The 22,643-nt window shown below is 56.4% G+C and carries 19 protein-coding genes; 9 read left to right on the top strand and 10 right to left on the bottom strand.

The window, feature by feature from the left end; genetic code table 11:
* From R0J87_RS08355 to R0J87_RS08340, 4 genes are all read left to right on the top strand, one after another.
* Entirely contained in the window at window positions 1–894 is an 894-nt protein-coding gene (locus tag R0J87_RS08355; RefSeq protein WP_498885536.1) for a carbohydrate ABC transporter permease, read from the top strand.
* Between the two features lie 11 nt (window positions 895–905).
* Window positions 906–1,178 (top strand): DUF2160 domain-containing protein, encoded by a 273-nt coding sequence (locus R0J87_RS08350; protein ID WP_188638549.1) that lies wholly within the window; start codon window positions 906–908, stop codon window positions 1,176–1,178.
* An 82-nt stretch (window positions 1,179–1,260) separates the two neighbouring features.
* Window positions 1,261–3,000: an ABC transporter substrate-binding protein gene (locus R0J87_RS08345; protein WP_498885535.1), complete on the top strand. Its 1,740-nt coding sequence runs from the start codon at window positions 1,261–1,263 to the stop codon at window positions 2,998–3,000.
* Between the two features lie 123 nt (window positions 3,001–3,123).
* Entirely contained in the window at window positions 3,124–4,764 is a 1,641-nt protein-coding gene (locus tag R0J87_RS08340) for a glycerol-3-phosphate dehydrogenase/oxidase (RefSeq protein WP_498885534.1), read from the top strand.
* A gap of 118 nt (window positions 4,765–4,882) precedes the next feature.
* Here R0J87_RS08340 and R0J87_RS08335 read toward each other — a convergent pair whose 3' ends face one another.
* The 7 genes from R0J87_RS08335 to R0J87_RS08305 all read right to left on the bottom strand — a co-directional run bounded on the left by R0J87_RS08335 (window position 4,883) and on the right by R0J87_RS08305 (window position 14,054).
* A complete protein-coding gene (locus tag R0J87_RS08335; protein WP_311063919.1) occupies window positions 4,883–5,107 on the bottom strand; it encodes a hypothetical protein in 225 nt (74 codons plus the stop codon).
* Window positions 5,108–5,712: 605 nt separating this feature from the next.
* A complete protein-coding gene (gene glpK / locus R0J87_RS08330) occupies window positions 5,713–7,197 on the bottom strand; it encodes a glycerol kinase GlpK (RefSeq protein WP_498885533.1) in 1,485 nt (494 codons plus the stop codon).
* Between the two features lie 151 nt (window positions 7,198–7,348).
* Window positions 7,349–8,107, bottom strand: coding sequence for a DeoR/GlpR family transcriptional regulator (locus R0J87_RS08325; protein ID WP_498885531.1), 759 nt, complete (start codon window positions 8,105–8,107; stop codon window positions 7,349–7,351).
* A gap of 116 nt (window positions 8,108–8,223) precedes the next feature.
* Window positions 8,224–10,062, bottom strand: coding sequence for an SLC13 family permease (locus R0J87_RS08320; protein ID WP_498885529.1), 1,839 nt, complete (start codon window positions 10,060–10,062; stop codon window positions 8,224–8,226).
* 129 nt (window positions 10,063–10,191) lie between these two features.
* Window positions 10,192–10,995: an enoyl-CoA hydratase-related protein gene (locus tag R0J87_RS08315; protein WP_498885528.1), complete on the bottom strand. Its 804-nt coding sequence runs from the start codon at window positions 10,993–10,995 to the stop codon at window positions 10,192–10,194.
* Window positions 10,992–13,172, bottom strand: a complete 2,181-nt coding sequence (locus R0J87_RS08310; RefSeq protein ID WP_498885526.1) for an acetate--CoA ligase family protein — start codon at window positions 13,170–13,172, stop codon at window positions 10,992–10,994. Before R0J87_RS08310 ends, R0J87_RS08315 begins: the two co-directional genes overlap by 4 nt.
* Window positions 13,173–13,244: 72 nt before the next feature.
* Entirely contained in the window at window positions 13,245–14,054 is an 810-nt protein-coding gene (locus R0J87_RS08305) for an enoyl-CoA hydratase/isomerase family protein (protein ID WP_498885524.1), read from the bottom strand.
* A 187-nt stretch (window positions 14,055–14,241) separates the two neighbouring features.
* Between R0J87_RS08305 and R0J87_RS08300 the strand changes: the two genes are divergently transcribed.
* Entirely contained in the window at window positions 14,242–15,135 is an 894-nt protein-coding gene (locus R0J87_RS08300) for a MurR/RpiR family transcriptional regulator (protein ID WP_498885522.1), read from the top strand.
* A 136-nt stretch (window positions 15,136–15,271) separates the two neighbouring features.
* Here R0J87_RS08300 and R0J87_RS08295 read toward each other — a convergent pair whose 3' ends face one another.
* The gene (locus R0J87_RS08295; protein WP_404341849.1) at window positions 15,272–16,249 is read right to left on the bottom strand and encodes an NADPH:quinone reductase; all 978 of its coding nucleotides are present in this window, start codon (window positions 16,247–16,249) and stop codon (window positions 15,272–15,274) included.
* A 177-nt stretch (window positions 16,250–16,426) separates the two neighbouring features.
* On the opposite strand from R0J87_RS08295, the gene R0J87_RS08290 reads away from it, so the two are divergent.
* Window positions 16,427–17,203 (top strand): glycerophosphodiester phosphodiesterase family protein, encoded by a 777-nt coding sequence (locus R0J87_RS08290; RefSeq protein WP_498885521.1) that lies wholly within the window; start codon window positions 16,427–16,429, stop codon window positions 17,201–17,203.
* 76 nt (window positions 17,204–17,279) lie between these two features.
* Window positions 17,280–18,140 (top strand): deoxyribonuclease IV, encoded by an 861-nt coding sequence (nfo, locus tag R0J87_RS08285; RefSeq protein ID WP_498885520.1) that lies wholly within the window; start codon window positions 17,280–17,282, stop codon window positions 18,138–18,140.
* On the opposite strand, the gene R0J87_RS08280 is transcribed toward nfo, so the two are convergent.
* Complete coding sequence (locus tag R0J87_RS08280; protein WP_253016168.1) at window positions 18,110–18,697, bottom strand: helix-turn-helix domain-containing protein; 588 nt, start codon at window positions 18,695–18,697, stop codon at window positions 18,110–18,112. The two genes, nfo and R0J87_RS08280, sit on opposite strands and share 31 nt — an antisense overlap.
* A 166-nt stretch (window positions 18,698–18,863) precedes the next feature.
* Between R0J87_RS08280 and R0J87_RS08275 the strand changes: the two genes are divergently transcribed.
* Complete coding sequence (locus R0J87_RS08275; protein ID WP_498885518.1) at window positions 18,864–20,069, top strand: benzoate/H(+) symporter BenE family transporter; 1,206 nt, start codon at window positions 18,864–18,866, stop codon at window positions 20,067–20,069.
* Window positions 20,070–20,157: 88 nt separating this feature from the next.
* On the opposite strand, the gene R0J87_RS08270 is transcribed toward R0J87_RS08275, so the two are convergent.
* Window positions 20,158–20,592, bottom strand: coding sequence for a hypothetical protein (locus tag R0J87_RS08270; RefSeq protein WP_498885516.1), 435 nt, complete (start codon window positions 20,590–20,592; stop codon window positions 20,158–20,160).
* Window positions 20,593–20,844: 252 nt separating this feature from the next.
* On the opposite strand from R0J87_RS08270, the gene R0J87_RS08265 reads away from it, so the two are divergent.
* Window positions 20,845–22,569 (top strand): proline--tRNA ligase, encoded by a 1,725-nt coding sequence (locus R0J87_RS08265; RefSeq protein WP_498885515.1) that lies wholly within the window; start codon window positions 20,845–20,847, stop codon window positions 22,567–22,569.
* Window positions 22,570–22,643 lie beyond the last annotated feature (74 nt).

The following is a 22,643-nucleotide window of genomic DNA, read 5'->3' as shown; positions in this document are numbered from 1 at the left end:
ATGTACCGCTTAGATAACGCCCAGCAGGGCGAGAAATACAACACCATATTTAGCAGAACCACCCCGGCTCAGCGGCGTAAACGCAATGCGCGCAGCCGCCTTCGCTCGCGGTTTCTGCTGGGGCTGTACCTGTTCCTGATGATCCTGCCGATTTATTGGCTGATCAATATGTCCATGCAAACCAATAGCGAAATTTTGGGTTCCATGACGCTGTGGCCCCAAAACCTGACGTTCGATAACTACATTGGCATCTTCACCAACTCCAGCTGGTACATGGGCTATGTGAACTCGATGCTGTATGTAGCGCTTAATATGTTGATCACTATCTGTGTGGCGCTGCCTGCTGCCTATGCGTTCAGCCGTTACCGTTTTATTGGCGATAAGCACCTGTTCTTCTGGCTGCTGACCAACTTAATGGCACCGCCTGCGGTGTTCTTGCTGCCCTACTTCCAGCTCTACTACTCGGTAGGCCTGTTTGATACCCACATTGCCGTGGCGCTGGCCCACTGTCTGTTTAATATTCCGCTGGCCATCTGGATTCTGGAAGGCTTCATGAGCAGCGTACCAAAAGAGATTGATGAGACGGCGTATATCGATGGCTACAGCTTTCCGCGCTTCTTTATCAAGATTTTCATTCCCATGATCCGCTCCGGTATCGGCGTCACGCTGTTCTTCCTGTTTATGTTCTCGTGGGTAGAGCTGCTGCTGGCACGCACGCTGACCGCTACCGACGCCCAACCGATCGGCATGATTATGACCCGCACCTCCACCGCTTCGGGCATTGATTGGGGCACGCTGGCCGCCGCCGGTGTACTCACCATCGTGCCAGGCATTTTGGTGGTCTACTTCGTTCGCAACCATATCGCCAAGGGCTTCGCCCTGGGCCGCACCTAAGGAGCACCGCTATGACTTGGATGGTATGGACTACCCCGACTGCCATTTTCTTTTCATCCATTGCAGCGATGCTAGCAGGGATGACGCTGTGGGAAATTCTCTCGCCCACCATCGAACGTAAAGGCTTTTTACCGATTAGCACCACCCGTGGCGACCGGCTGTTTATCAGCCTGCTTTCCGCCGCGTTTATTCATCTGGGTGTTATTGGCTTCACAACGCTATCCATCTGGATAGCGCTGGCACTATCAGCGGTATGGCTGCTGGTGTTGATGCGCTGGGGTTAGGCCAACGGCCCTCCCAGCGGATGTACGGCGGTATCAAGGACGCTCACGTTATCAAGGAAGAGCACAACAAAACGAGGTCAACATGCGTAATAACAAGTTCAAACTTACTACCCTCGCCGCTAGCCTCATGCTCGCCTCGGGGAGCCTGATGGCAGATGACCATGACGCAAGGGCAATCGCCGAGCGCTTGGTGGATGAACACTTCCAGAACTCAACGCTTAGCCGCGAAGAGCAGATTGAAGAGCTGCTCTGGTTTGCCAAAGCCGCTGAACCCTTCCGCGGAATGGATATTCAAACCGTGGCTGAAGGTTTAACCACCCACGTGTATGAAAGCGAAGTGCTCGCCACTGCGTTTAGCGAGCTGACCGGCATCAACCTGACTCACAATATTATCGGCGAAGGTGACGTGGTCGATACCATGCAGAACCAGATGCAGTCGGGCAACAGCATCTACGATGGTTTTGTGAACGACACTGACTCCATCGGTACCCATATTCGCTACGGTACCACCATCAACCTAAGCCAGGCGATGGAAAACGAGTGGGCGGATTACACCCTGCCTACTCTGGACCTAGACGACTTTATCGGCCTGCAGTACGGCACCGGCCCGGATGGCAGTCTCTATCAACTGCCCACCCAGCAGTTCGCCAACCTGTACTGGTTCCGCTATGACTGGTTCCAGCGTGAAGACCTGCAAGCGCAGTTCCGTGAAATTTACGGCTATGACCTAGGCGTGCCCACCAACTGGACTGCCTATGAAGATATCGCCGAGTTCTTTACCGAGCATGTCGGTGAAATCGACGGTACCAAAGTTTACGGACACATGGACTACGGCCGTCGCGACCCGTCGCTGGGTTGGCGCTTCCATGACTCCTGGCTCTCCATGGCAGGCATGGGCAGCCCCGGCGTACCTTCCGGTAACCCGGTGGATGACTGGGGTATTCGTGTCAACGAAGATAGCCAGCCGGTCGGCGCAAGCGTTAGCCGTGGTGGTGCTACTAACTCCCCCGCCTCTGTGTTTGCGATGCAGAAAGCCGTGGATTGGCTACGTGACTTCGCGCCACCTGAAGCACAGGGCATGACCTTTGGTGAAGCTGGCCCCGTGCCCGCCCAAGGCCATATCGCTCAGCAAATCTTCTGGTATACCGCCTTTACCGCCGATATGACCGACCCGTCTGTTGCTGTGACCGACGATGAAGGTAACCCGCTGTGGCGCATGGCACCTTCCCCCACCGGCCCGTACTGGGAAGAAGGTATGAAAGTCGGTTATCAGGACGTAGGCGCTTGGACCTTCTTCGACTCCACACCTGAAGACCGCCGCACCGCTGCTTGGCTATTTGCCCAGTTCACCGTGGCGAAAACCACCTCGCTGGAAAAACTGATGGCGGGCCTGACGCCGATTCGCGAGTCTGACATTTTCTCTGAGCAGATGACCGAAATGGCACCCAAACTGGGCGGTTTGGTGGAATTCTACCGCAGCCCGAACGAATCCAACTGGACGCCTACCGGCACCAACGTACCTGACTATCCGCGTATGGCCCCGCTGTGGTGGCAGAACCTAGCTCCGGTCATGAGTGGCGAAGTCACGCCGCAAGAGGGTCTTGATAAGCTCGCGGCCGATATGGACAACACCATGAACCGCTTGGCCCGCGCCAACGTCTTCGACAGCTATGCCCCAGTGCTGAACGAAGAGCGCGACCCGCAGTACTGGCTTGATCAGGAAGGCTCACCGAAGCCGAAGCTTGACGATGAAATGCCACAGGGAACCACCGTTCCTTACGATGAAATGATGGAAGCATGGATGGCGGCTGGTACCCGCTAATGCCTGCCGGGCGGGCGAAAGCCCGCCCATTCTAGTGGTGTCATCAGCGGGTCCGCATGGCGTTCTTCACTGCTTGAGACCACACACCAACATGGGGCTTTTTCTTAATTAATTGGAACCGCTATGAAACTGCGTAACCGTAATGTCGAGAAATTGCACACTGATGACTATGACGCACTGATTATCGGTGGCGGCATCAATGGTGCAGCAACCGCCGCCGCCCTGGCGGGCAAAGGTGCCAAAGTGGCCCTGATTGACCGTGGCGACTTTGCTGGCAGTACCAGCATGCACTCCTCAAACTTAGTTTGGGGCGGCATTAAATATATGGAAAGCAAAGACTTTGCACTGGTGCGCAAGCTCTGTAAAAGCCGCAATCACTTAATAAAAAGCTACCCCTCTACCGTTCAAGAAATTCGTTTTCTTACCACGATTAGCAAAGGTTTCCGCCACTCTCCACGCTATTTGTGGGCGGGCACCTGGCTCTACTGGCTGATGGGCAACGGTTTTACGAAGCTGCCGCGCTTGCTATCGCCTAAAAAGATCAAGCAAGAAGAACCGATTATTGATATCAACGGTGCCGTTGGCGGGTTTGAATACTCTGATGCTTACCTGCACGATAACGACGCCCGCTTTGTGTTTAATTTTGTACGCCATGCGCTGAACTACGGTGCCGTGGCCGCTAACTACGTTGAGTCATTGGGCGCTGAGCGCGAAGGCGACATCTGGGTCACGAAAGCGCGCAACGTGATGGATGGCAGCACGTTCAACATCCGTTCTAAAGTGCTGATTAACGCCGCTGGCCCCTGGGTTGACCAACACAATGCGCTCACCGGGCAAAAAACCACCCACCAGCATCTTTACTCCAAAGGTATACACCTGATCGTGCCGCAGTTAACCGACACCAAGCGGGTGCTGGCATTTTTTGCGGATGATGGGCGGCTATTCTTTGTGATTCCAATGGGCAACCGTACCTGTATCGGTACTACAGATACCCATATGGAGCATCCAGAAGTCGACGTAACGGCCGACGATATCGCGTTCGTTTTGGAAAACATCAACAAACGCCTAACGCTCGATAAACCGCTGACCCAAGACGATATTATCTCTACCCGCTGCGGCGTACGCCCCTTGGCCATTAAAGCCGATCAGGGCAGCGACCGCGATTTCTTGCAGCTATCGCGCAAACACGTGATCGATACCAACCCAGAGAGCGCGCATATCAGCATCTTTGGCGGCAAACTAACGGACTGCCTCAACGTAGGTGATGAAATTGCAGAAGACGTCAAACGGCTTGGCGTACCGTTAAGCGATCCTAACTTCCACTGGTACGGCGAACCACCCGAGCCGGTAAAGCAGCAATTTATGGATCAAGCCAAACGCATGAACCTGGATGCGATGACGGCGGCCACATCTTCAGAGCCACTCTCTTCGCGGTTGTGGCGGCGCTATGCGGAACAGGCTATGCCCATGCTTGAAAAAATCCGCCAAGACCCTTCTGAAGCCGATATTCTGATCGAAGGCACCGAGTATATTCGCTGTGAGTTAGAGCATGCGCGGGACCATGAGATGATCACCCAGCTGGAAGACTTCCTACGCCGCCGCGCTAAGGTGTCTCTGGTGGTGCACCATGAACAGCTGCGCCAGTCGCCTGGGCTTAAAGAGGCCTGTCGGGTGCTGTTTGGCGAAGAGGCCGAAGAGCGGTTCACCACTTACTTTAAAGAGAACCGCGATACCTCTCGCCCACCGGTCGAAACACTCTCTTAAACCTGAATCCAGGCAATAAAGACGTTAACCACCAGCATCCGTTATTACTTGCATAAAAAATCCCCCTGCTAACTCAATAGCAGGGGGTATTAAAATTGTGAGTAAGCTAGTTAAGAAATTACTCTTCGTGTTCAACGAGCAATTGAGAATCGCCCGCTAACACCTCATCCCATGCTTCTTCCAGTGTGCAGCCTGAACGACTATCGATGGTATCGATAACTTCAACAGCATGTTGGAGCGACTCACGGTTGCCTTTCAGCGCCAGTACGAGCTTGGCTAAATCTTGCTTGCTGAAAGAGCTAGCGATACGGTCGGCTTGTTGGCTCAGTTCGATGCAGTTCATGTTAAGTTCCTCATGGTATGGTCAGCCGCTGCTTGTTATTGTTTGAAATTCATTTATTAAATAATCAAGCAGCCATCTTAATTAACGACGAATGGTGACATTGCTACTCATGCTGGGCCGGGTAAGTGCCCAGTTCGGTAACTGCGAAACGGTCACAAGCGTTACAAGACCTTCGCCTTAAGCGCCCTGGTAATGCGGCAGCGCCTCGGTGTGTAGCAAGGAGCGGTTCGGTGTATCGGGATAACAAAACACCGCCCTGATCCATGACTTCACTATGGTTCACGCAAGCAATGCTCACAATGCATCATTGGCAGCAGGCGGGGTTGTAGCTTGACTACATACGCACCATAACACCATGTTTGGTGATGGTTACTTTCAGGAAGGGAGTTAAACGACTGTTTTAACAGACAAGGCGAAAAAGAAGCGAGCCAGCTAACGGTTCTTAAAAACAAGAAAATCGCGAATAAATTAAAAAGCGAGTGAAGTTTACACTTAAATAACGACACATCTATACGACCAAGGGCGATAGCGACGCTAGAAAACAACCATAAAAAACGCCGCTATAAGCTTAGCGGCGTTATATCACTTATTTCCAAGCAGTGTGTTTAGCTGGAGCGCACCCGAGAAACCGCATCTAGCCAGCCTTGATAGAGCTTTTCACGGGTTGCCTCTTCCATGGTGGGTGTAAAGCTACGCTCGCAGCGCCAGAGCTGCTCAATCTCTTCTAAGGTGTCGTACCAGCCCAAGCGTAACCCCGCTAAGTAAGCTGCCCCCAGTGCCGTAGTTTCTAGAATCGTCGGGCGATCTACCTGAACATTGAGCATATCGGCCAAGAACTGCATGACCCAGCTGTTTTTCACCATGCCACCATCGACACGCAGGTTGCCCGGTGCGGCTTCCATGTCATCGTTCATACAGTGCTGCAGGTCGCGAGTTTGATAACACACCGCCTGAAGCCCCGCCGCAACGATTTCGGCAATGCCGGTATCGCGGGTTAAGCCAAAAATAGCGCCACGGGCTTTGGGGTCCCAGTGGGGCGCACCTAGCCCGGTAAAGGCTGGCACCAAATAAACGCTGTGGCCGCTGCGGGTTTTCTGGGCCAGCGCTTCGGTTTCAGAAGCATCGGCAAATAGGTTCAAACCATCACGTAGCCACTGCACCGTTGCCCCCGCCACAAAGATACTGCCCTCCATAGCATAGGTGGGCTTGCCGTTAATGCGGTAGCCAATGGTGGTCAGCAGGCGATTACGCGATACCGAGGCTGTTTCCCCGGTGTTCACGATCATAAAACAGCCAGTACCGTAAGTGCTTTTACCCATACCGGGTTTAAAGCACGCCTGCCCAAAAAGCGCCGCCTGCTGGTCGCCCGCCACTCCTGCAATCGGCAGTGGCGCACCCAGCCAGTGGGCTTCCACGATGCCAAAATCGTCGCTTGAATCTTTCACCTCGGGGAGCATATTGGCGGGCACGTTAAACAGTGCCAGCAGCTCGTCATCCCAAGTTTGGTTATGAATATTAAACAGCGCCGTGCGCGAAGCGTTGGTGGCATCAGTGACGTGCCGTTTACCGTCGGTCAAGCGCCACATCAGAAAGCTATCGACGGTACCAAACGCCAGCTCGCCTCGGGCGGCGCGCTCGCGTGCGCCCTCGACGTTATCAAGGATCCAGGCAAGCTTAGTAGCAGAAAAGTAAGGGTCAATCAGCAGGCCGGTTTTGGCTTGTACGGCCTCGGTGTGGCCCGCGTCACGCAGCGCCTGACAGCGCTCCGAGGTGCGCCGGTCTTGCCACACAATGGCGTTGTAAAGCGGCTTACCGGTGGCGCGGTCCCACACCACGGTGGTTTCACGTTGGTTGGTAATGCCCACGCCATCCACTTGTTCTGGCGTTATCTTGGCTTTGCTTAACACCTCGCGGCAGGTGGCAATCACTGAATCCCAAATGTCTTCAGGGTTGTGTTCAATCCACCCATCTTGCGGAAAGTGTTGAGGAAACTCTTGCTGGGCAACTGCCGCAATTTGGCCTTGACGGTCAAACAGAATAGCGCGGGAGCTGGTCGTGCCTTGATCGATGGCGAGAATAAAGGAGGACATATCGCGTTCACTTTGTTGTAGGTTCTTTCGATTTTGTCTGTTTTGTTTCGTTTTATTATCATTCAAGGCTACTCCAGCGGCCTGGAATGCTCAAGTATGAAACTCTCCCACCTTAGCCATAGCGCGGCGTAGAGGCCTTTATTGAGGCTAACTAGGCAATGTGTAGCGCTACATCATACTGAGTGAGTAGCCGTTGAATCGCCTCTGGAGGCTTACGGTCGGTAAACAGCGCATCCAACTGGGAGATATTGCCCTGGCGCACTACCGGATTACGACGGAACTTCGAGTAATCTGCCGCCAAGTACACCCGCCGGGAGTTAGCAATAATCGCCTGGGCAACGCGCACCTCCTGGTAATCAAACTCCAGCAGCGAGCCATCTTCATCAATACCGCTGATCCCGATGATGCCGTAATCCACCTTGAACTGATTGATAAAGTCGATGGTAGCCTCGCCAATAATCCCGCCATCCCGAGAGCGCACCTGCCCGCCCGCAATGATCACGGTGAAGTCCTCTTTATGCTGAAGAATCGCCGCCACGTTCAGGTTATTGGTAATGATCTCCAGCCCTTGATGCTCTAAAAGCGCCTGGGCGATCATCTCGTTACTGGTACCGATATTAATGAACAGCGATGCGTGGTGAGGGATGTGCTGCGCCAAGCAGCGCGCAATGCGCTCTTTCTCTTCTAGGTGCAGGGTTTTACGGGTGCTGTAAGCAGTGTTAACGGTGCTGGACTCTACGCCGACGCCGCCGTGAACCCGGCGCACGCGACCTTCATTGGCCAGCGTATTTAAGTCACGGCGGATGGTTTGCGGCGTCACCGCGAAGTGTTCGGTGAGTTGCTCAATGCTCATATAGCCGTGCTGCCGAACCAGTTCGACAATGGCATCCTGGCGGTACTGTTGATTCATAAGCCCGGCCTGTTCGCTATTTGTTGGTCTATGTGCGTTATAGATTAGCAAAATTTTCGGAATCTAATAGCGCGAACACTCGAACAGGCCGGGTGCTGCCGTTACTTTAGGCTATGTTAGAGCGGCCACACCCACAAAATCGCGGGAATGGCGACGGCCATCACCACAAGCGAAAGCGGCAACCCCAGTTTCCAGTAATCTCCAAATCGGTACCCACCAGGGCCCAGCACCAGGGTATTCGATTGGTGTCCAATCGGGGTTAAAAACGCACAGGAAGCGCTGACAGCCACCACCATCAAAAACGGGTCCAGCGAGGCATCGAAACCGTTGGCGAGGCTCGCTGCAATAGGCGCCATGAGGAGAGCTGCGGCCGCATTGTTGACTACGTTAGAGAGCAGCATAGAGAGCAGAAATAGCCCCACTAAAGACACGATAATCGGCCACTCCACGCCAAAGCGCAGCAGCGCGTCGGCGATAATATCCGCCCCACCGCTGGTTTCCAGCGCTTCCCCCACTGGCAACATGGCGGCAAGCAGCACAATCACCGGGCCATCAATGGCCTGGTAGCCATCCCTTAGCGGCAGCACGCCAATCAGCAGCGACACCAGCGCCGCCGTGCTCATCGCAACAGCCGCGGGCAAAAGATCAAACAGCATCGCGACAATCGCTAGCGCGAAAATACCCACCGAAATAGCCAGCTTACGCGGCTGGCCTAAATGCAGCTCGCGGCTGGCCAGCGGCAAGCACCCTAGGCTCGACAAACTGTCCGCGATTTCATTTTCACTGCCTTGCAGCAGCAACACGTCACCCGTTTGGAAACGGATATCCCGCAGGCGCTGCTTCAGGCGGCCACCATCACGGGCCACGGCCACTAAGTGCAAGCCAAACTGATGGTTAAGGCGCAGCTGCCGCACGCTGCGATTAATCATCATCGAATCATTGCGAACAACAGCTTCAATGAGCTGTAGGCCTTCGGTATCGACCGGTTGGCGCTCATCATCCTTTTTAGCGTCAGTCTCCTGCTCTTGCGCCGCCTCTTGCTCTTCAGGTTCCGCGATGGCGCTTAGGCCTACTTTGTCTTCAAGTAGTTTTAGCTCATCGGGCCCTGCTTCCAGTAAGAGGATATCGCCCTCTTGCAGCACCCCATGAAACTGATAGCCCGCCCGGCGATTATCTTCCCGAACGACTGCCAAGACGGGAATGGTCTCATCCAACTCGTCGCGTAACTGCTGCAGGGTAAGGCCGTTGGCTTTAGAGTCTTTGGTAACGTTGAGTTCTACCAGATAATTCGCGGTATCGAACATATCGTCTGCCGCTGATTGACCGCTGCGTTTAGGCGTTAGACGCCACCCCACCAGCACAATAAATGCCAAGCCAACGAGTGCCACTGCTATTCCCACCGGCGAGAAACTAAATATGCCAAAGCTTTCACCGGTGATATTGCCCCGGTAGGCAGAAATAATGATATTGGGCGGCGTACCAATCAGCGTGGTCAACCCTCCCAGCAGAGAGCCAAACGCCAACGGCATTAACAGCAGCGAAGGAGAGGTATTGTGTTCACGGGCAAGCCGCATAGCCACCGGCAGCAGCAGCGCCAGCGCCCCTACGTTATTCATCACGCCGGAGAGCACAACGACAGTACCCACGAGCACGAGCAGTTGTAGCATTAAGCGCTCACCCACTTTGAGCACCTGATTGGCGATGACATCCACCACGCCGGAGCGCTCAAAGCCACGGCTTAACACCAGCACTGCTGCCACGGTAATCACCGCAGGATGGCCAAAGCCTGCAAAGGCTTCATCCGCAGGCACCAGCCCGAGCATTACCGAACCTAGCAGGGCCGCCAAAGCCACCAAATCATAACGAAATCGGCCCCAAATAAAGGCCACCAGCGTAAGCCCCAACACGATAAACACAAGCGTGCTGGGGGTCAGCCCTAAACTTTCCAGAGTCATTCGCGTGCCATCTCCCTATGTTGTCGCTCCTCTTCCCTGACACGGAAAGTGTGGAGTGTTCAGCATCACATTAGGCGATGACTATACAGCCGTACACGCACTGAAAAATAGGAAAACATAGCGCGCGGGTTAGCGTTTCATACGTGACAGTAAGCGCTCGACGGCTTCTAGATGTTCCGGCTCGTTGTGGCACATACCCTGAAACACGGCACACACATCCAGAAACGGCTTTAGCTCCATATCCGGGGCCATTTTCATGAGCCGCTTGGTGAGCCGTGTCGCTTTCGGCGGCTGGGCCGCCATGCGGTTGGCATGGGCCAGAGCGGCTTCCATCAGCTGCTCCGGCTCCACGACTTCCAGCACTACACCGTAGGCAAGCGCTTCATCAGCGCTGATCACTCGGCCTGAGAGGGTTAGCTCAAAGGCACGCTGGTAAACAATTTGGCGCTGCATAAACCACGCCCCGCCATCGCCGGGGATAATGCCTAAGTTAAGAAACGTCTCACCAAAGCTCGCCTTGCGGGACGCAATACGCAAGTCGGCCATGTTGGCCAAATCAAACCCGGCACCAATCGCCGCCCCGTTCACGGCGGCGATGATGGGCACTTCTACCTGATTAAGTGCCAGGGGCATTCGCTGAATCCCTTGCCGGTAGCGCTCAGCGACTTCGGCTACATCCCCTGCAAAATCGCCGCCGCGTTCGGCCATATCTTTTACATTACCCCCGGCACAGAAAGCGCTCCCCGCCCCGGTAATCACCAGCACCGAAACCTCCTGGCAACGGTTCACCCATGCGGCAGTGGCGACGATATCATCCACCAGCGCCGTGCCGGTAAGCGCATTGCGCACATCGTGGCGGTTAAGCGTGAGCGTTGCCACACGGTTTTCCAGCGTTAGGGTAGCGTCGGTTAATTCAGGTAGCGTTCGGCTCATGATTGGCGCTCCACAATAATTCGGGCATCGACGATGGCATAGTTAACGGCTGAATGGCCTTTCGGATAGGCAATCACCGGGTTCAAGTCTAGCTCGCAAATCTCCGGGTAGGCGTCCACCAATTGGGATACCTGCATCAGCAGTGACACCAGCGCCTGCTTATCGACACCCGCAGCCCCGCGCACCCCCGCCAGCACTTTCTGCGCTTTGAGTTGATCGACCATGGATTGCGCGTCGCGCAGGGTCAGCGGCAGCGAGCGGAAGGCCACGTCTTCGAGCACCTCCACGAAGATGCCACCCAAGCCAAACATTAGAACCGGGCCGAAAATCGGGTCGCGCAGCATGCCGATAATCACCTCAACGCCCTTCTCAGCCATTGGCGTGACCAGCACGCCCTCTATCTGGGCGTTCGGGTCGTAAGCCTGGGCGTTTGAGTGAATGGCCTGAAAGGCATCGCGCAGTGCGGCGTCACCCACCAGGTTAAGCTTGACCCCGCCCGCGTCGGATTTATGCAGGATATCTTTCGAGACCACCTTCATCGCCAGCGGCTTGCCTTGCGTGCGCTGGAAGATCTCGGCGAGTTCGTCCTCACGATGCACCAACCACTCCTCGGGCACCGCGATACCGTGTTCCGCCAACAGCCCCTTCGCTTCAAACTCCAGTAAATCGCGCCCTTCCGCCTTAGCCGCTTTTAGCATGGCCTTACCTGTTTCCGCTGGCGCGGCGGGCGCTATCGTCTCCTGCGCCTGTTGGCTGGCCAGGTACTCCCCTCGCTCACCTAAGGCAGCAAGCACGCGCACCGCATGCTCAATCGAGGAATACACCGGCAAGCCGGCTTCGTGTAAACGGCGCAGCGCAGGCGGTTTGATGGGTGCGTAGAGGCTGTAAATTACCAGCGGTTTCTCAGAGGCTTGAGCAAGCTCTACCATGCGCTCCGCGCCACGCATCTCGTCGCCCATCAGCGACTCCGCAAAACGCAGGCTATACCCGCCGAACATGCCGACCAGGAAGACGCTATCGACGCCTTTATCCGCCATCACCAGCTCGATGCAGCCGGCCAGCAGCGAGGGGTTCGCATCCGAGGAGCCCGCCACGTCCACTGGGTTAAGGGTAGATGCCTGAGGCAGTAACACTTCGCGCAGTGCAGAGCGGGTAGCGTCAGAAAGCTCGGCAAGCGTCAGGCCCGCCTCCGATAAACGATCGGCGGCAATGGTGGCTTGGCCGCCGCCGTCAGAAATCACCGCCACGCGCTTACCGGGGGCTTTTTGGAGCCGCCCCAATCCTTCCGCCACTGGCAGGATTTCATCGGAGTACTGAACCACGCTAACGCCTGCCTGGCGCAACAAATCGACGGTCATTTGATAACTACCGGCCAACGCACCGGTATGGGAGCTGGCGGCTTTTTGGCCCTGTTCAGTGGCACCGGATTTATACACCACCACCGGCTTCATTGCGGTCACGTCACGGGCCACTTTCAGAAACTGCTGCCCATCACGGAAGCCTTCCACGTAGAGCGTCGCCACACGGGTATGCTCGTCTTCCCCTAGGTAGCACAGGTAATCGTTAAAGCCGATATCACTCTGGTTGCCCGGGCCAACGTAGGTGCTAAACCCCACCTGCCCGTTGTGCTGGGCCTCCAGCGCCAGGGAGAGCAGCATATTGCCGGATTGGGAAACAATACCGATATCGCCCGGTTTGACGTTCTCCAGCGCCAGTAAGTTGATCTGATGGTGCAGGTTAAACATGCCGGAGGTATTCGGGCCGATAATACGCACACCGTGGGCACGGGCGGCCTCCATCATTTGCGCCTCCAATGCCGCACCCGCTTCACCGGTTTCGCCAAACCCGCTGGCCAGAATCACCGCCCCCTTCACGCCACGGCGGCCACACTCGGCAATCAGCGCAGGCACGGTGGCGGCAGGCGTACACAGCAGTGCAAGCTTGGGGCTGCCCGGCATCTCGGCAATAGAGGGCCATGCATTCACACCTAGAATATGATCGGCTTTTGGGTTGATCGGGTAGATGCTCCCCTGGTAGCCGCCGTTAATCAGCCCTACCATGGCTTTATAGCCCCGCTTGGTCGGGTCCGCAGAGGCTCCGACGATGGCAATGCCGGTGGGGGCTAAGATGTCGTGCAGCGGGCTGCGAGTTGGAAGATGACCTTCGATAGTGTTCATGGCGTAACCTGTTTGACAAAGAAGTGCGCAACGGATGGATTCAGACCCAATTCCCGAGGTTGAAGCACGGGATTATTGGCCCTGAAAATTCGGCGTGCGCCGCTCGGCAAAGGCATCAACCCCCTCTTGCCAGTCGTCGGTGGTGGAGCAGGTAAACACCGCATCCAGCTCCTGCTGCAGCTGGATCTCCATGCTGGTATGGGCGCTGCGGTTGACCAGCGGCTTTAACATCGCCATGGAAACCGGTGCCTGCTTGGCAAGCCGCTCAGCAAGCACTTGGGCTTCGGCCATCAGCTGCGTTTGGGGGTAGCTGGCCAGCGCCAAGCTGATCCTGGCGGCTTCTGGCCCATGAATTTTGTCGCCTAAATAGAGCAAGCGCCGGGCTTGGGTAAGCCCCACCAGTTGAGGCAGCAATTTTGAAACACCGCCGCCCACGCAAGTACCAATACTGGTTTCTGGGAAACCAATCTGCGCCTCGTCAGCCATCACGATAAAATCGCAGGAGACCGCCATCTCCGCGCCAGCCCCCAGCGCATAGCCGTTCACGGCTGCTACCACCGGCTTACTGAGTTTGGCGATGGCTTCGCATACGTCGTTGCCCAGCTGCAAATAGGCCCGGCGCTGAAACAGGGTGCGCTTAGCGCTGCCGTGGGCCTTCATATCGGCACCAACACAAAACGCGCGCCCTTCACCGGTCAGCACCACCGCCCGTACCTGAGAAGACTGCTGTGCCATTCGCAGCACATCCAGCAGCTCTTGGTAGAGCGCCTCAACAACGGCGTTGAGGCGCTGCGGGCGATTCAGTCGCACAGTCAATACGCGGGCATCCAGAGTGACCAGCAGCGTTTCATAATTGGGCAGCGCAGTAGCGTCAGCAGGCATGGTGCTTTTTCTAACCTCCTCGGATCAATCGTCAAAACTTAACGAAACGTTTGTTTCTTTATTTTAAACAAAAAGAAACGAATGTGTTTTTTGAACGATAGAGTAGTCGCTGGGACGACGTCAATACATCTGTAGCAAAAACATTTATCATTGGCACAAATGTTTTATTTTCATAAAAGAGGGTGCCATGCCAGACAACGCCACTCACGCCACCAGCCTGGACAGCATTCACCAGCAGCTAGCCGAGAGCTACGCGGCGCTTAGCCCACAGCTCAAGCGCGCCGCCAGCTATGTGCTGGAACATCCTGCAGAGATGGCGTTTCAGTCGATCCGCAAAACGGCTCAGGCAGCATCCGTCACTCCCTCCACCCTGGTCAGGCTAGCCAAGCGGCTTGGGTTCGAGAGCTACGAGCCGTTTCGGGAGGTGTTTCAATCGGCGGTACAGGCAGCGCCGGTAGAGCTATCCGGCCGCGCCAGCCAGTTGAAGCAGCAGCACAGAAACCCAGAAGCGGCGCTGTTTGCGGAGGTAGGCGACGCTGCCTTCGATAATATTGGCAGGCTGTTTACGGCGGATAACCAAACGCGCGTCAAAGAGGCCGCCGAGCGAATCTTAGCCGCGCGACGAGTCGCCGTGGTCGGGTTTCGCGACACCTTCGCCTGCGCGTACCACTTCGCCTACGTGGGGCGCATTGCGATGCCGGAAGTGACGCTCATTCGCGGCCAGGAGGGAGGCTTGCTTACCGAGTTGGCCCCGTTCAACGAGCAGGATGTGGTGGTAGCGTTTGGCTTTGAACCCTACTGCGCCGAGACGGTGAAGGCGCTGGAGATTACCCGCGCCAACGGCGTGCAGGCGATTGTGATTACCGACACGCTGCGCTCACCGCTTGTGCCGGGGGCCAGCGTGACGTTTACCGTCGCCAACGCTACGCCGCACTTTTTCCCGTCGATACTAGCGGCGATTACGCTCAGCGAAGCTATTCTGGCGGAGTGCGTGGCATTCGGCCCCGACCAGCTGGTCGATAACGTGACCAGCTTTGAGAGCCGAATGCGTCAGTTGGGAGCGTATGTAGAGATTGCCTAAACAGTCGCTTAGTAATGTCATCAGACCGGAACAACCCTAGGCGGGGGGCTGTGAATCCCTCCATGGACGCTACTTTCGCCATCCATGGCGAAAGACCCCCGCTACGGGATGATTCCGATCATCTCTAGTACCATTATCACGGCAATAAAATAGTAGAACCGGTGGTTTTCCGGCTCTGTAGCGCATCCTGAGCCTTACCTGCGTCTTGCAGCGGGTAGCGGTTGGCCACGTCGATGTGGATTTTGCCGCTCTCGATCATGGCGAAAAACTCTTCGCACATCATCTCTAGGCGCTCACGGGTGTCGGCGTAGCCGTTCAGGCTTGGGCGAGTCACAAACAGCGCGCCTTTTTGATTCAAAATACCAATATTCACGCCATCCACAGGGCCAGAAGAGTTGCCGAAACTCACCATCAGCGAGCGGGGCTTCAAGCAGTCCAGCGACATTTCCCAGGTGTCTTTACCCACCGAGTCATACACCACGTCACACATCTCGCCGTTGGTCAGCTCGCGCACACGCTCTACCACGTTCTCTTCGGTGTAGTTGATGGTCGCCCATGCACCGTTGGCCATGGCTAGGTCGGCTTTTTCTTGAGAGCTAACCGTACCGATCAGCTTAACGCCCAACGCCTTAGCCCACTGGCAGGCAATAGAGCCAACGCCACCGGCCGCCGCGTGGAACAGAATGGTCTCACCGCCTTTAAGCGCATAGGTTTGACGCAGCAGATACTGCACCGTTAAGCCTTTCAGCATGCTGGCGGCAGCGGTGTCGAAATCGATAAAATCCGGCAGTTTGACGACTTTGGACGCAGGCAGCGTGTGCAGTTCGGCGTATGCGCCCAGCGGGCCTTGGGCGTAAGCCACCCGGTCACCGACTTTGACATGCGTGACGCCCTCACCGACCGCATCCACAATGCCCGCGCCTTCGGTGCCTAGCCCTGTTGGCATAGCGGGCGCAGGGTAAAGTCCCGTACGGAAGTAGATATCGATAAAGTTCAGCCCCACCGCTTTGTTTGCGATGCGCACTTCACCGGCAGCGGGAGCGGCAGGTTCAACATCGACCCACTCCAATACCTCTGACCCACCGGTGTTAGCAAGCTGGATACGCTTAGACATTAATAACACTCCTGTTGTTAATTATTGGACATACCCTGCGCGCTATCCAACCGCGTTGGGCGTCTTAAATCAAGCCATTAGCTCACTAGGCCGACACGTCGTCGTCATGAACCCATGCTAAACTTGGCAGCATTGTGCTTCATGACGCTCAATTGGCGACCACTACACGGAGTGGCTATGACCCATCCCGCAATTTCTGTCCCCACGCTCATCGCCCACCGCGGCTACTCCGCTGCCGCGCCCGAAAACACCCTGGCAGCCGTACGTGCCGCCCATCAAGCAGGCGCGACCTGGGTGGAATTAGACGTGCAGCTACTGAAAGATGATACACCGGTCATCTGGCACGATGGCGACGTTAGCCGCTGCTCAGATGGCCGTGCCGAGCTCGCCAATCTGACATGGCAGCAGGCTCAGCAGTTAGATGTGGGCAGTTGGTTTGGTGACCGCTTTGCGGGGGAAAAAATGGCCAGCCTGGAGGCTATGCTCGCCCTGCTCAACGAGCTGGAAATGGGCGTTAACCTGGAAATTAAGGTCAACAAAGGGCGTGATCCCATCCGTTTGGTGGACGTGGTACTGCCTGCTGTTCTAGCTGCCCTCCCCCCTGAGCGCCTAGTGATCTCGTCCTTCGACTCCGTAGCCTTAGCCCACTGCCGCCAACATGCCCCCAAAGAGGCCCTGGCGTTAGGCGCGCTGTTTGGCAGTGTGCCCAAAAACTGGCGCGAACAGTGCGAAGCAGTCGAGGCGTTTAGTATTCACCCTCATTGGCCGCGGCTCAAACAGACCCAGGCCGCCGCCATGTGCCGCGACGGTTACCAAGTTCTTTGCTACACCGCCAACGATCCCAGCGCGTTTGATAGCCGCTGGGCCTGGGGCATTGCCAGCGCCATTACCGATGAACCTGCTGCCTTTAAACGCTACCTAGACAACCGCCAGCGCGCAGACCAGCCCGTTTAAACTGTTTAAACAAACTGTTTACATTCAGGCAATGAGACTGGGGCAACGTCACTGGGACAACGTAATAAGGAGAACGATGAACTATCTTGGTGCGCACGTTAGCGCGGCGGGCGGCGCGGATCAGGCCGTTCTTCGTGCTGTTGACATTGGTGCAACGGCGTTCGCGCTGTTCACCAAAAACCAGCGTCAGTGGAAAGGGAAGCCGCTAACGGACGAGGCCATTGCGGCCTTCAAGCAGGCCTGTAAAACCCACGGCTTTGGCCCTGAGCAGATTCTGCCCCACGACAGCTATCTGATTAACCTGGGCCACCCAGAAGCCGAGGGGCTGGCCAAGTCCCGCGCGGCGTTTTTGGATGAGATGCAGCGCTGCAAGCAGCTAGGGCTGACGCTGCTCAACTTTCATCCCGGCAGCCACCTGAACAAGATCAGCGAAGCCGAGTGCCTGGCGCGTATTGCCGACTCGATCAATGAAGCGCTGTCTGACACACAAGGCGTGACCGCCGTGATCGAAAACACCGCGGGCCAAGGCACCAACCTCGGCTGGCGTTTTGAGCACTTGGCCGAGATTATCGATCAGGTGGAGGATAAATCTCGGGTGGGCGTGTGTATCGATACCTGCCACGCTTTCGCTGCCGGGTACGATCTCCGCACCCGCGACGCAACACAGGCCACCCTGGATGAGCTTGGCAAGGTCGTAGGTTTTGAGTACTTGCGCGGCATGCACTTGAACGATGCCAAAAGTGCCTTTGCCAGCCGCGTCGACCGCCACCACAGCCTGGGTAAGGGCAATATTGGGCTCGATGCCTTTAGCACCATTATGCAAGACGAGCGCATCCACGGCATTCCGATGATTTTAGAGACCATCGAACCCGAGATCTGGGCCGAGGAGCTCAACTGGCTGCGCGCTCAAGTGCCAGAGGCCGCGCCGGGTAAGTAGTGAATCACGTCGTGAAAGCGTAATCGCGTCGCGGTGTTATTGCGCATGGCGTGGGGCCGGTCAGCAAAAAAGCGCAGCCCCTCGCCTGCCCGCAGCGTTTGCCAGCGCTCGTCAATGCGTAGCTCCATCTCTCCTTCCACCACCACGATGTGCTCCACCACACCACTAGCATGCGCCGACGATTCACTGATCGCCCCTGGTGCGAGTTCGATCATGAACATCTCGAAACCCAGCAGCGGGTCGTAAGGAAACAGCAGCCGAGCCTGCATACCGGCGCTGTCGTCGCCCCATACCGATTCCCAGCCATCCCGGTGCAGCTCCCCTAATGCGGGCTTGTCACTGTCAAACAGAGTCGAAAACGACACCCGAAAGCCGCTGGCAATCTTCCAGAGCGTCGAGACCGTCGGGCTGGACTCGCCCCGTTCGATCTGGCCGAGCATCGCTTTGCTAACCCCGGTTTCACCGGCGGCACGGTCCAGGCTCCAGCCGCGCTCTTTACGCAGTTGCCTCACCGTCCCCGCAATATGTTCTGCAATGGTGTGTGGCTCACTGGCCATCCGCTTCTCCTAATACAAGCCCGGTTACAAGCGCTATTACAAACGCCACTACATACGCCACTACATACTATAACGCCACCTATTGTGCGTTATAACGCACAGTGGTAACGTGGCGATTGTGCGCTATAACGCACATTTTGCCATCACCGCTTGCGAGAGGCCACCCATGGAAGCGCCATCCACCTGCCACGACTCCGCTGCGCCCAGTCTTTGGCGCGATATTAGTTTGTCTACGGTCATTGCGGGCTTCGTCGCCGTCGTGATTGGCTATACCAGTTCAGCGGCAATTATCTTCCAAGCCGCAGCGGCCACCGGTGCCAGCACCGCACAAATCAGCTCATGGCTGTGGGCGCTAGGCATTGGGATGGGCCTGACCTCGCTGGGGCTGTCGCTGCGCTACCGGATGCCGCTGTTAACGGCGTGGTCGACACCGGGAGCGGCGTTCCTGGCGACGAGCCTTCCTGGCATTCCCATCGAGGAAGCTATCGGCGCGTTTCTTTTCTCAGCGCTACTGATCACCTTATGCGGCGTCACGGGGCTGTTCGAGCGCTTGATGCGACACATCCCCAGCGCCATAGCCTCCGCCATGCTGGCCGGTATCCTGCTGCGCTTTGGACTAGAGCTGTTTAACGTGATGGAGCGTCAGTGGCTGCTGCCGCTAGCCATGCTGGCCGCCTGGGTGGCAGGCAGGCGTTTATGGCCAACGCTGGCAGTGCCGGGGGTGCTGCTCACTGGCGTGGCGATTGCCCTGTTACAAGGCCAAATTAGCACGCAAGGTATTCCGCTAACGCCCACGCTCCCGGTTTTTACCGCCCCCGCGTTCAACCCAATGACGTTGCTAAGTATTGGCGTACCGCTGTTCGTGATTACCATGGCCACTCAAAATCTGCCTGGCGTCGCGGTACTGCGGGCAGCAGGCTACCGGCCCAACAGCTCGCCGCTAATCGCCTGGACAGGCGGCGCTACGCTGCTGCTCGCACCGTTTGGTGGTTACGCGCTCAATATGGCCGCTATTAGCGCCGCCGTGTGCATGGGCCCTGATGCCCACCCAAATCCTAAAAAGCGTTATACCGCGGGCGTGGCCGCTGGCGTTTTTTATATCGCGATGGGCATCTTCGGTGCCACGGTCACCGGCATCTTCAATGCCCTACCCAGTGTATTAGTGATGGCACTGGCAGGTATTGCGCTACTGGGTACTCTAGGCGGCGGTTTAGCGGGCGCATTTGAAAAAAGCGAACAGCGCGATGCGGCCATCGTGACCTTTTTGCTGACCGGTTCGGGCATTACGCTGTTGGGGATCGGGGGAGCCTTTTGGGGCCTAGTGGCTGGCTTAGCGGTCTTGAAAATAACCACCATGAAAGCAAAAACGTAAAAAGCTGTGCGGCAATAGGCAAACGCCCCTGGCAGGTTGACCTGCCAGGGGCGTTCAGAGCATACGTTCTGATAACAACACCGGCCAATTACATCGTAGCCAAGCGCTCTTCATCCAATACGCCGGACATACGCACCATCGCCAGCGCTTCATCCAGGCTATCCATCTCTTCAATCACCAGCAGCTCGTTCTCCAAGCTAACCGGTTGGCCGGCCTTATCTGACAGTAGCTTCTCTAAGGAAGCCACATCCATAGCGTCGTCTAAGTGGTGAATATCTACCGAGGCGCTACTCGCGCTGGGAAGATAGATAGTGCCATTAGAGAAATCCACGGCGTAGGCAATCACCCCTGGAACGATGAAAAACAGCAGACCCACGCCATTGGCAATCGCCACTACCGGGTCTACATCACCGCTCAACTGCCCCTTACGCTCCGGGTAGAACATGGTACCGCAACCGCTTAATGCCACAATGGAGACACCTACAACGGCCCCCGTTAACCAACGGCAAACTGCTTGCTGCATGGAGGTTCCCTCGAAATCTTAACGTACCGATAGCCGATGCTGTCGTGTTTGTTGTGTTCAAATCAGCGACTATCGAATCAAATGCCGCTTGATTCTAGCACACTTCAAGAACAGCACACGCTTGACTGCTGATGTTGGATTTTGCCGCCTTACCCGCTTAGCCGTACAATGCCGGATTCAACGCTCAATTAAGCGCTACGTTCGACACAACGATCCAGCATCACCCCTACCAACCAAGGAATGCTCACGCCCATGCGCGCCAGCCAATTATTGATTGCGACATTAAAAGAAACCCCGGCCGACGCTGAAGTTATCAGCCACCAGTTAATGCTGCGCGCCGGGATGATCCGCCGTCTCACCTCGGGCCTGTATACCTGGCTCCCTCTGGGGCTGCGCACCCTGCGCAAAGTCGAAGCGATTGTGCGTGAAGAGATGAACCGCGCCGGTGCTCAAGAAGTATTGATGCCCGCCGTTCAACCCGCCGACCTGTGGCAAGAGTCTGGCCGCTGGGAACAGTACGGCCCAGAGCTACTGCGTTTAAAAGATCGCCATGACCGCGACTACTGCGTGGGCCCCACCCATGAAGAAGTCATCACTGATCTAGTGCGCAAAGAGATCGCCAGCTACAAGCAGCTGCCGGTGAACTTCTACCAGATTCAAACCAAGTTCCGTGATGAAATTCGTCCACGTTTTGGCGTGATGCGCTCGCGGGAATTCATCATGAAAGATGCCTACTCCTTCCATCTGGACGAAGCCTCTCTCAAAGAGACCTACCAAGGCATGTACGACGCCTATTCGCGCATTTTCACGCGCCTGGGCCTCGACTTCCGCCCGGTCATTGCCGATAACGGCTCCATTGGTGGCACGGGCTCTCATGAATTCCACGTGCTGGCCGACTCCGGCGAAGACGATATCGTGTTCTCCAATGCGTCCGATTACGCCGCCAATATCGAGAAAGCCGAAGCGCTGCCCGCGCCGCTGGGCAGCAACGTCGAGCGCGCCGCCCCCAGCGAAGAGATGCGTTTGGTTGATACACCGGATGCCAAAACCATCGCCACGCTGGTAGAGCAGTTCAAGCTGCCCATTGAGAAAACCGTCAAAACGCTGATGGTTCACGCGGCGGAAGGCGGCCTCATTGCGCTGCTGGTTCGCGGCGACCACGAACTCAACGAAGTGAAAGCGGAAAACCTGCCTCAGGTAAAAGCCCCGCTAACCATGGCCAGCGAAGAGGAAATTCGTGCCGCCGTGGGTGCAGGCCCGGGCTCTTTAGGCCCGGTCGGTTTAGAAATGCCGATCATCATTGACCGCAGCGTTGCCTTAATGAGCGACTTCGGCGCGGGTGCGAATGTCGATGGCAAGCACTACTTCGGCATCAACTGGGAGCGTGATGCTGCCCTGCCGCAGGTCGCTGACCTACGTAACGTCGTAGAAGGCGACCCGTCACCCGATGGCCAAGGCACGCTCTCGATCAAGCGCGGCATCGAAGTCGGTCACGTGTTCCAGCTGGGTCAAAAGTACTCTCAGGCAATGAATGCCAGCGTACTAGGCGACAACGGCAAAACCAGCCACCCGTGGATGGGCTGCTACGGTATTGGCGTGACCCGTGTGGTCGCGGCAGCCATCGAGCAGAACCACGATGATGCCGGCATTATTTGGCCCAACGCCATCGCGCCGTTTCAGGTCGCCCTGGTACCAATGAATGCTCACAAATCGCAGCGCGTACGTGAAGAGTCTGAGCGCCTGTACCAAACGCTCACCGCCGCTGGTTTAGACGTCCTGCTGGACGACCGCGACACGCGCCCCGGCGTGAAATTTGCTGATCTAGAGCTCATGGGCGTACCGCACCGCCTAGTGATTGGCGACCGTGGTTTGGATAACGGCGAGCTAGAGTACAAAGGCCGTCGCGACAGCGAAGCAACGATGATTGCCGCCGAGCGGATTGTGGATTTTCTGCGCGAGCAGGCAGGCTTGGTTTAACACTGAGTTATCGATAGGTATGTTGCTGAGCATTCCTGTGTTGCTAAGCATTCCGTGGCGGCGTTTGTCGCCAC

The organism is Halomonas sp. SIMBA_159 (genome assembly GCF_046536035.1).
In the GTDB taxonomy this organism is placed as follows: Bacteria; Pseudomonadota; Gammaproteobacteria; order Pseudomonadales; family Halomonadaceae; genus Vreelandella; species Vreelandella venusta_A.
This window is presented reverse-complemented; position numbering and strand designations above follow the sequence as displayed.

Excerpts from the sequence above, each read along its gene's own strand:
- R0J87_RS08355 (WP_498885536.1), top strand. The coding sequence starts at position 1 with ATGTACCGCTTAGATAACGCCCAGCAGGGCGAGAAATACAACACCATA.
- R0J87_RS08350 (WP_188638549.1), top strand. The coding sequence starts at position 906 with ATGACTTGGATGGTATGGACTACCCCGACTGCCATTTTCTTTTCATCC.
- R0J87_RS08345 (WP_498885535.1), top strand. The coding sequence starts at position 1,261 with ATGCGTAATAACAAGTTCAAACTTACTACCCTCGCCGCTAGCCTCATG.
- R0J87_RS08340 (WP_498885534.1), top strand. The coding sequence starts at position 3,124 with ATGAAACTGCGTAACCGTAATGTCGAGAAATTGCACACTGATGACTAT.
- R0J87_RS08335 (WP_311063919.1), bottom strand. The coding sequence starts at position 5,107 with ATGAACTGCATCGAACTGAGCCAACAAGCCGACCGTATCGCTAGCTCT.
- glpK (WP_498885533.1), bottom strand. The coding sequence starts at position 7,197 with ATGTCCTCCTTTATTCTCGCCATCGATCAAGGCACGACCAGCTCCCGC.
- R0J87_RS08325 (WP_498885531.1), bottom strand. The coding sequence starts at position 8,107 with ATGAATCAACAGTACCGCCAGGATGCCATTGTCGAACTGGTTCGGCAG.
- R0J87_RS08320 (WP_498885529.1), bottom strand. The coding sequence starts at position 10,062 with ATGACTCTGGAAAGTTTAGGGCTGACCCCCAGCACGCTTGTGTTTATC.
- R0J87_RS08315 (WP_498885528.1), bottom strand. The coding sequence starts at position 10,995 with ATGAGCCGAACGCTACCTGAATTAACCGACGCTACCCTAACGCTGGAA.
- R0J87_RS08310 (WP_498885526.1), bottom strand. The coding sequence starts at position 13,172 with ATGAACACTATCGAAGGTCATCTTCCAACTCGCAGCCCGCTGCACGAC.
- R0J87_RS08305 (WP_498885524.1), bottom strand. The coding sequence starts at position 14,054 with ATGCCTGCTGACGCTACTGCGCTGCCCAATTATGAAACGCTGCTGGTC.
- R0J87_RS08300 (WP_498885522.1), top strand. The coding sequence starts at position 14,242 with ATGCCAGACAACGCCACTCACGCCACCAGCCTGGACAGCATTCACCAG.
- R0J87_RS08295 (WP_404341849.1), bottom strand. The coding sequence starts at position 16,249 with ATGTCTAAGCGTATCCAGCTTGCTAACACCGGTGGGTCAGAGGTATTG.
- R0J87_RS08290 (WP_498885521.1), top strand. The coding sequence starts at position 16,427 with ATGACCCATCCCGCAATTTCTGTCCCCACGCTCATCGCCCACCGCGGC.
- nfo (WP_498885520.1), top strand. The coding sequence starts at position 17,280 with ATGAACTATCTTGGTGCGCACGTTAGCGCGGCGGGCGGCGCGGATCAG.
- R0J87_RS08280 (WP_253016168.1), bottom strand. The coding sequence starts at position 18,697 with ATGGCCAGTGAGCCACACACCATTGCAGAACATATTGCGGGGACGGTG.
- R0J87_RS08275 (WP_498885518.1), top strand. The coding sequence starts at position 18,864 with ATGGAAGCGCCATCCACCTGCCACGACTCCGCTGCGCCCAGTCTTTGG.
- R0J87_RS08270 (WP_498885516.1), bottom strand. The coding sequence starts at position 20,592 with ATGCAGCAAGCAGTTTGCCGTTGGTTAACGGGGGCCGTTGTAGGTGTC.
- R0J87_RS08265 (WP_498885515.1), top strand. The coding sequence starts at position 20,845 with ATGCGCGCCAGCCAATTATTGATTGCGACATTAAAAGAAACCCCGGCC.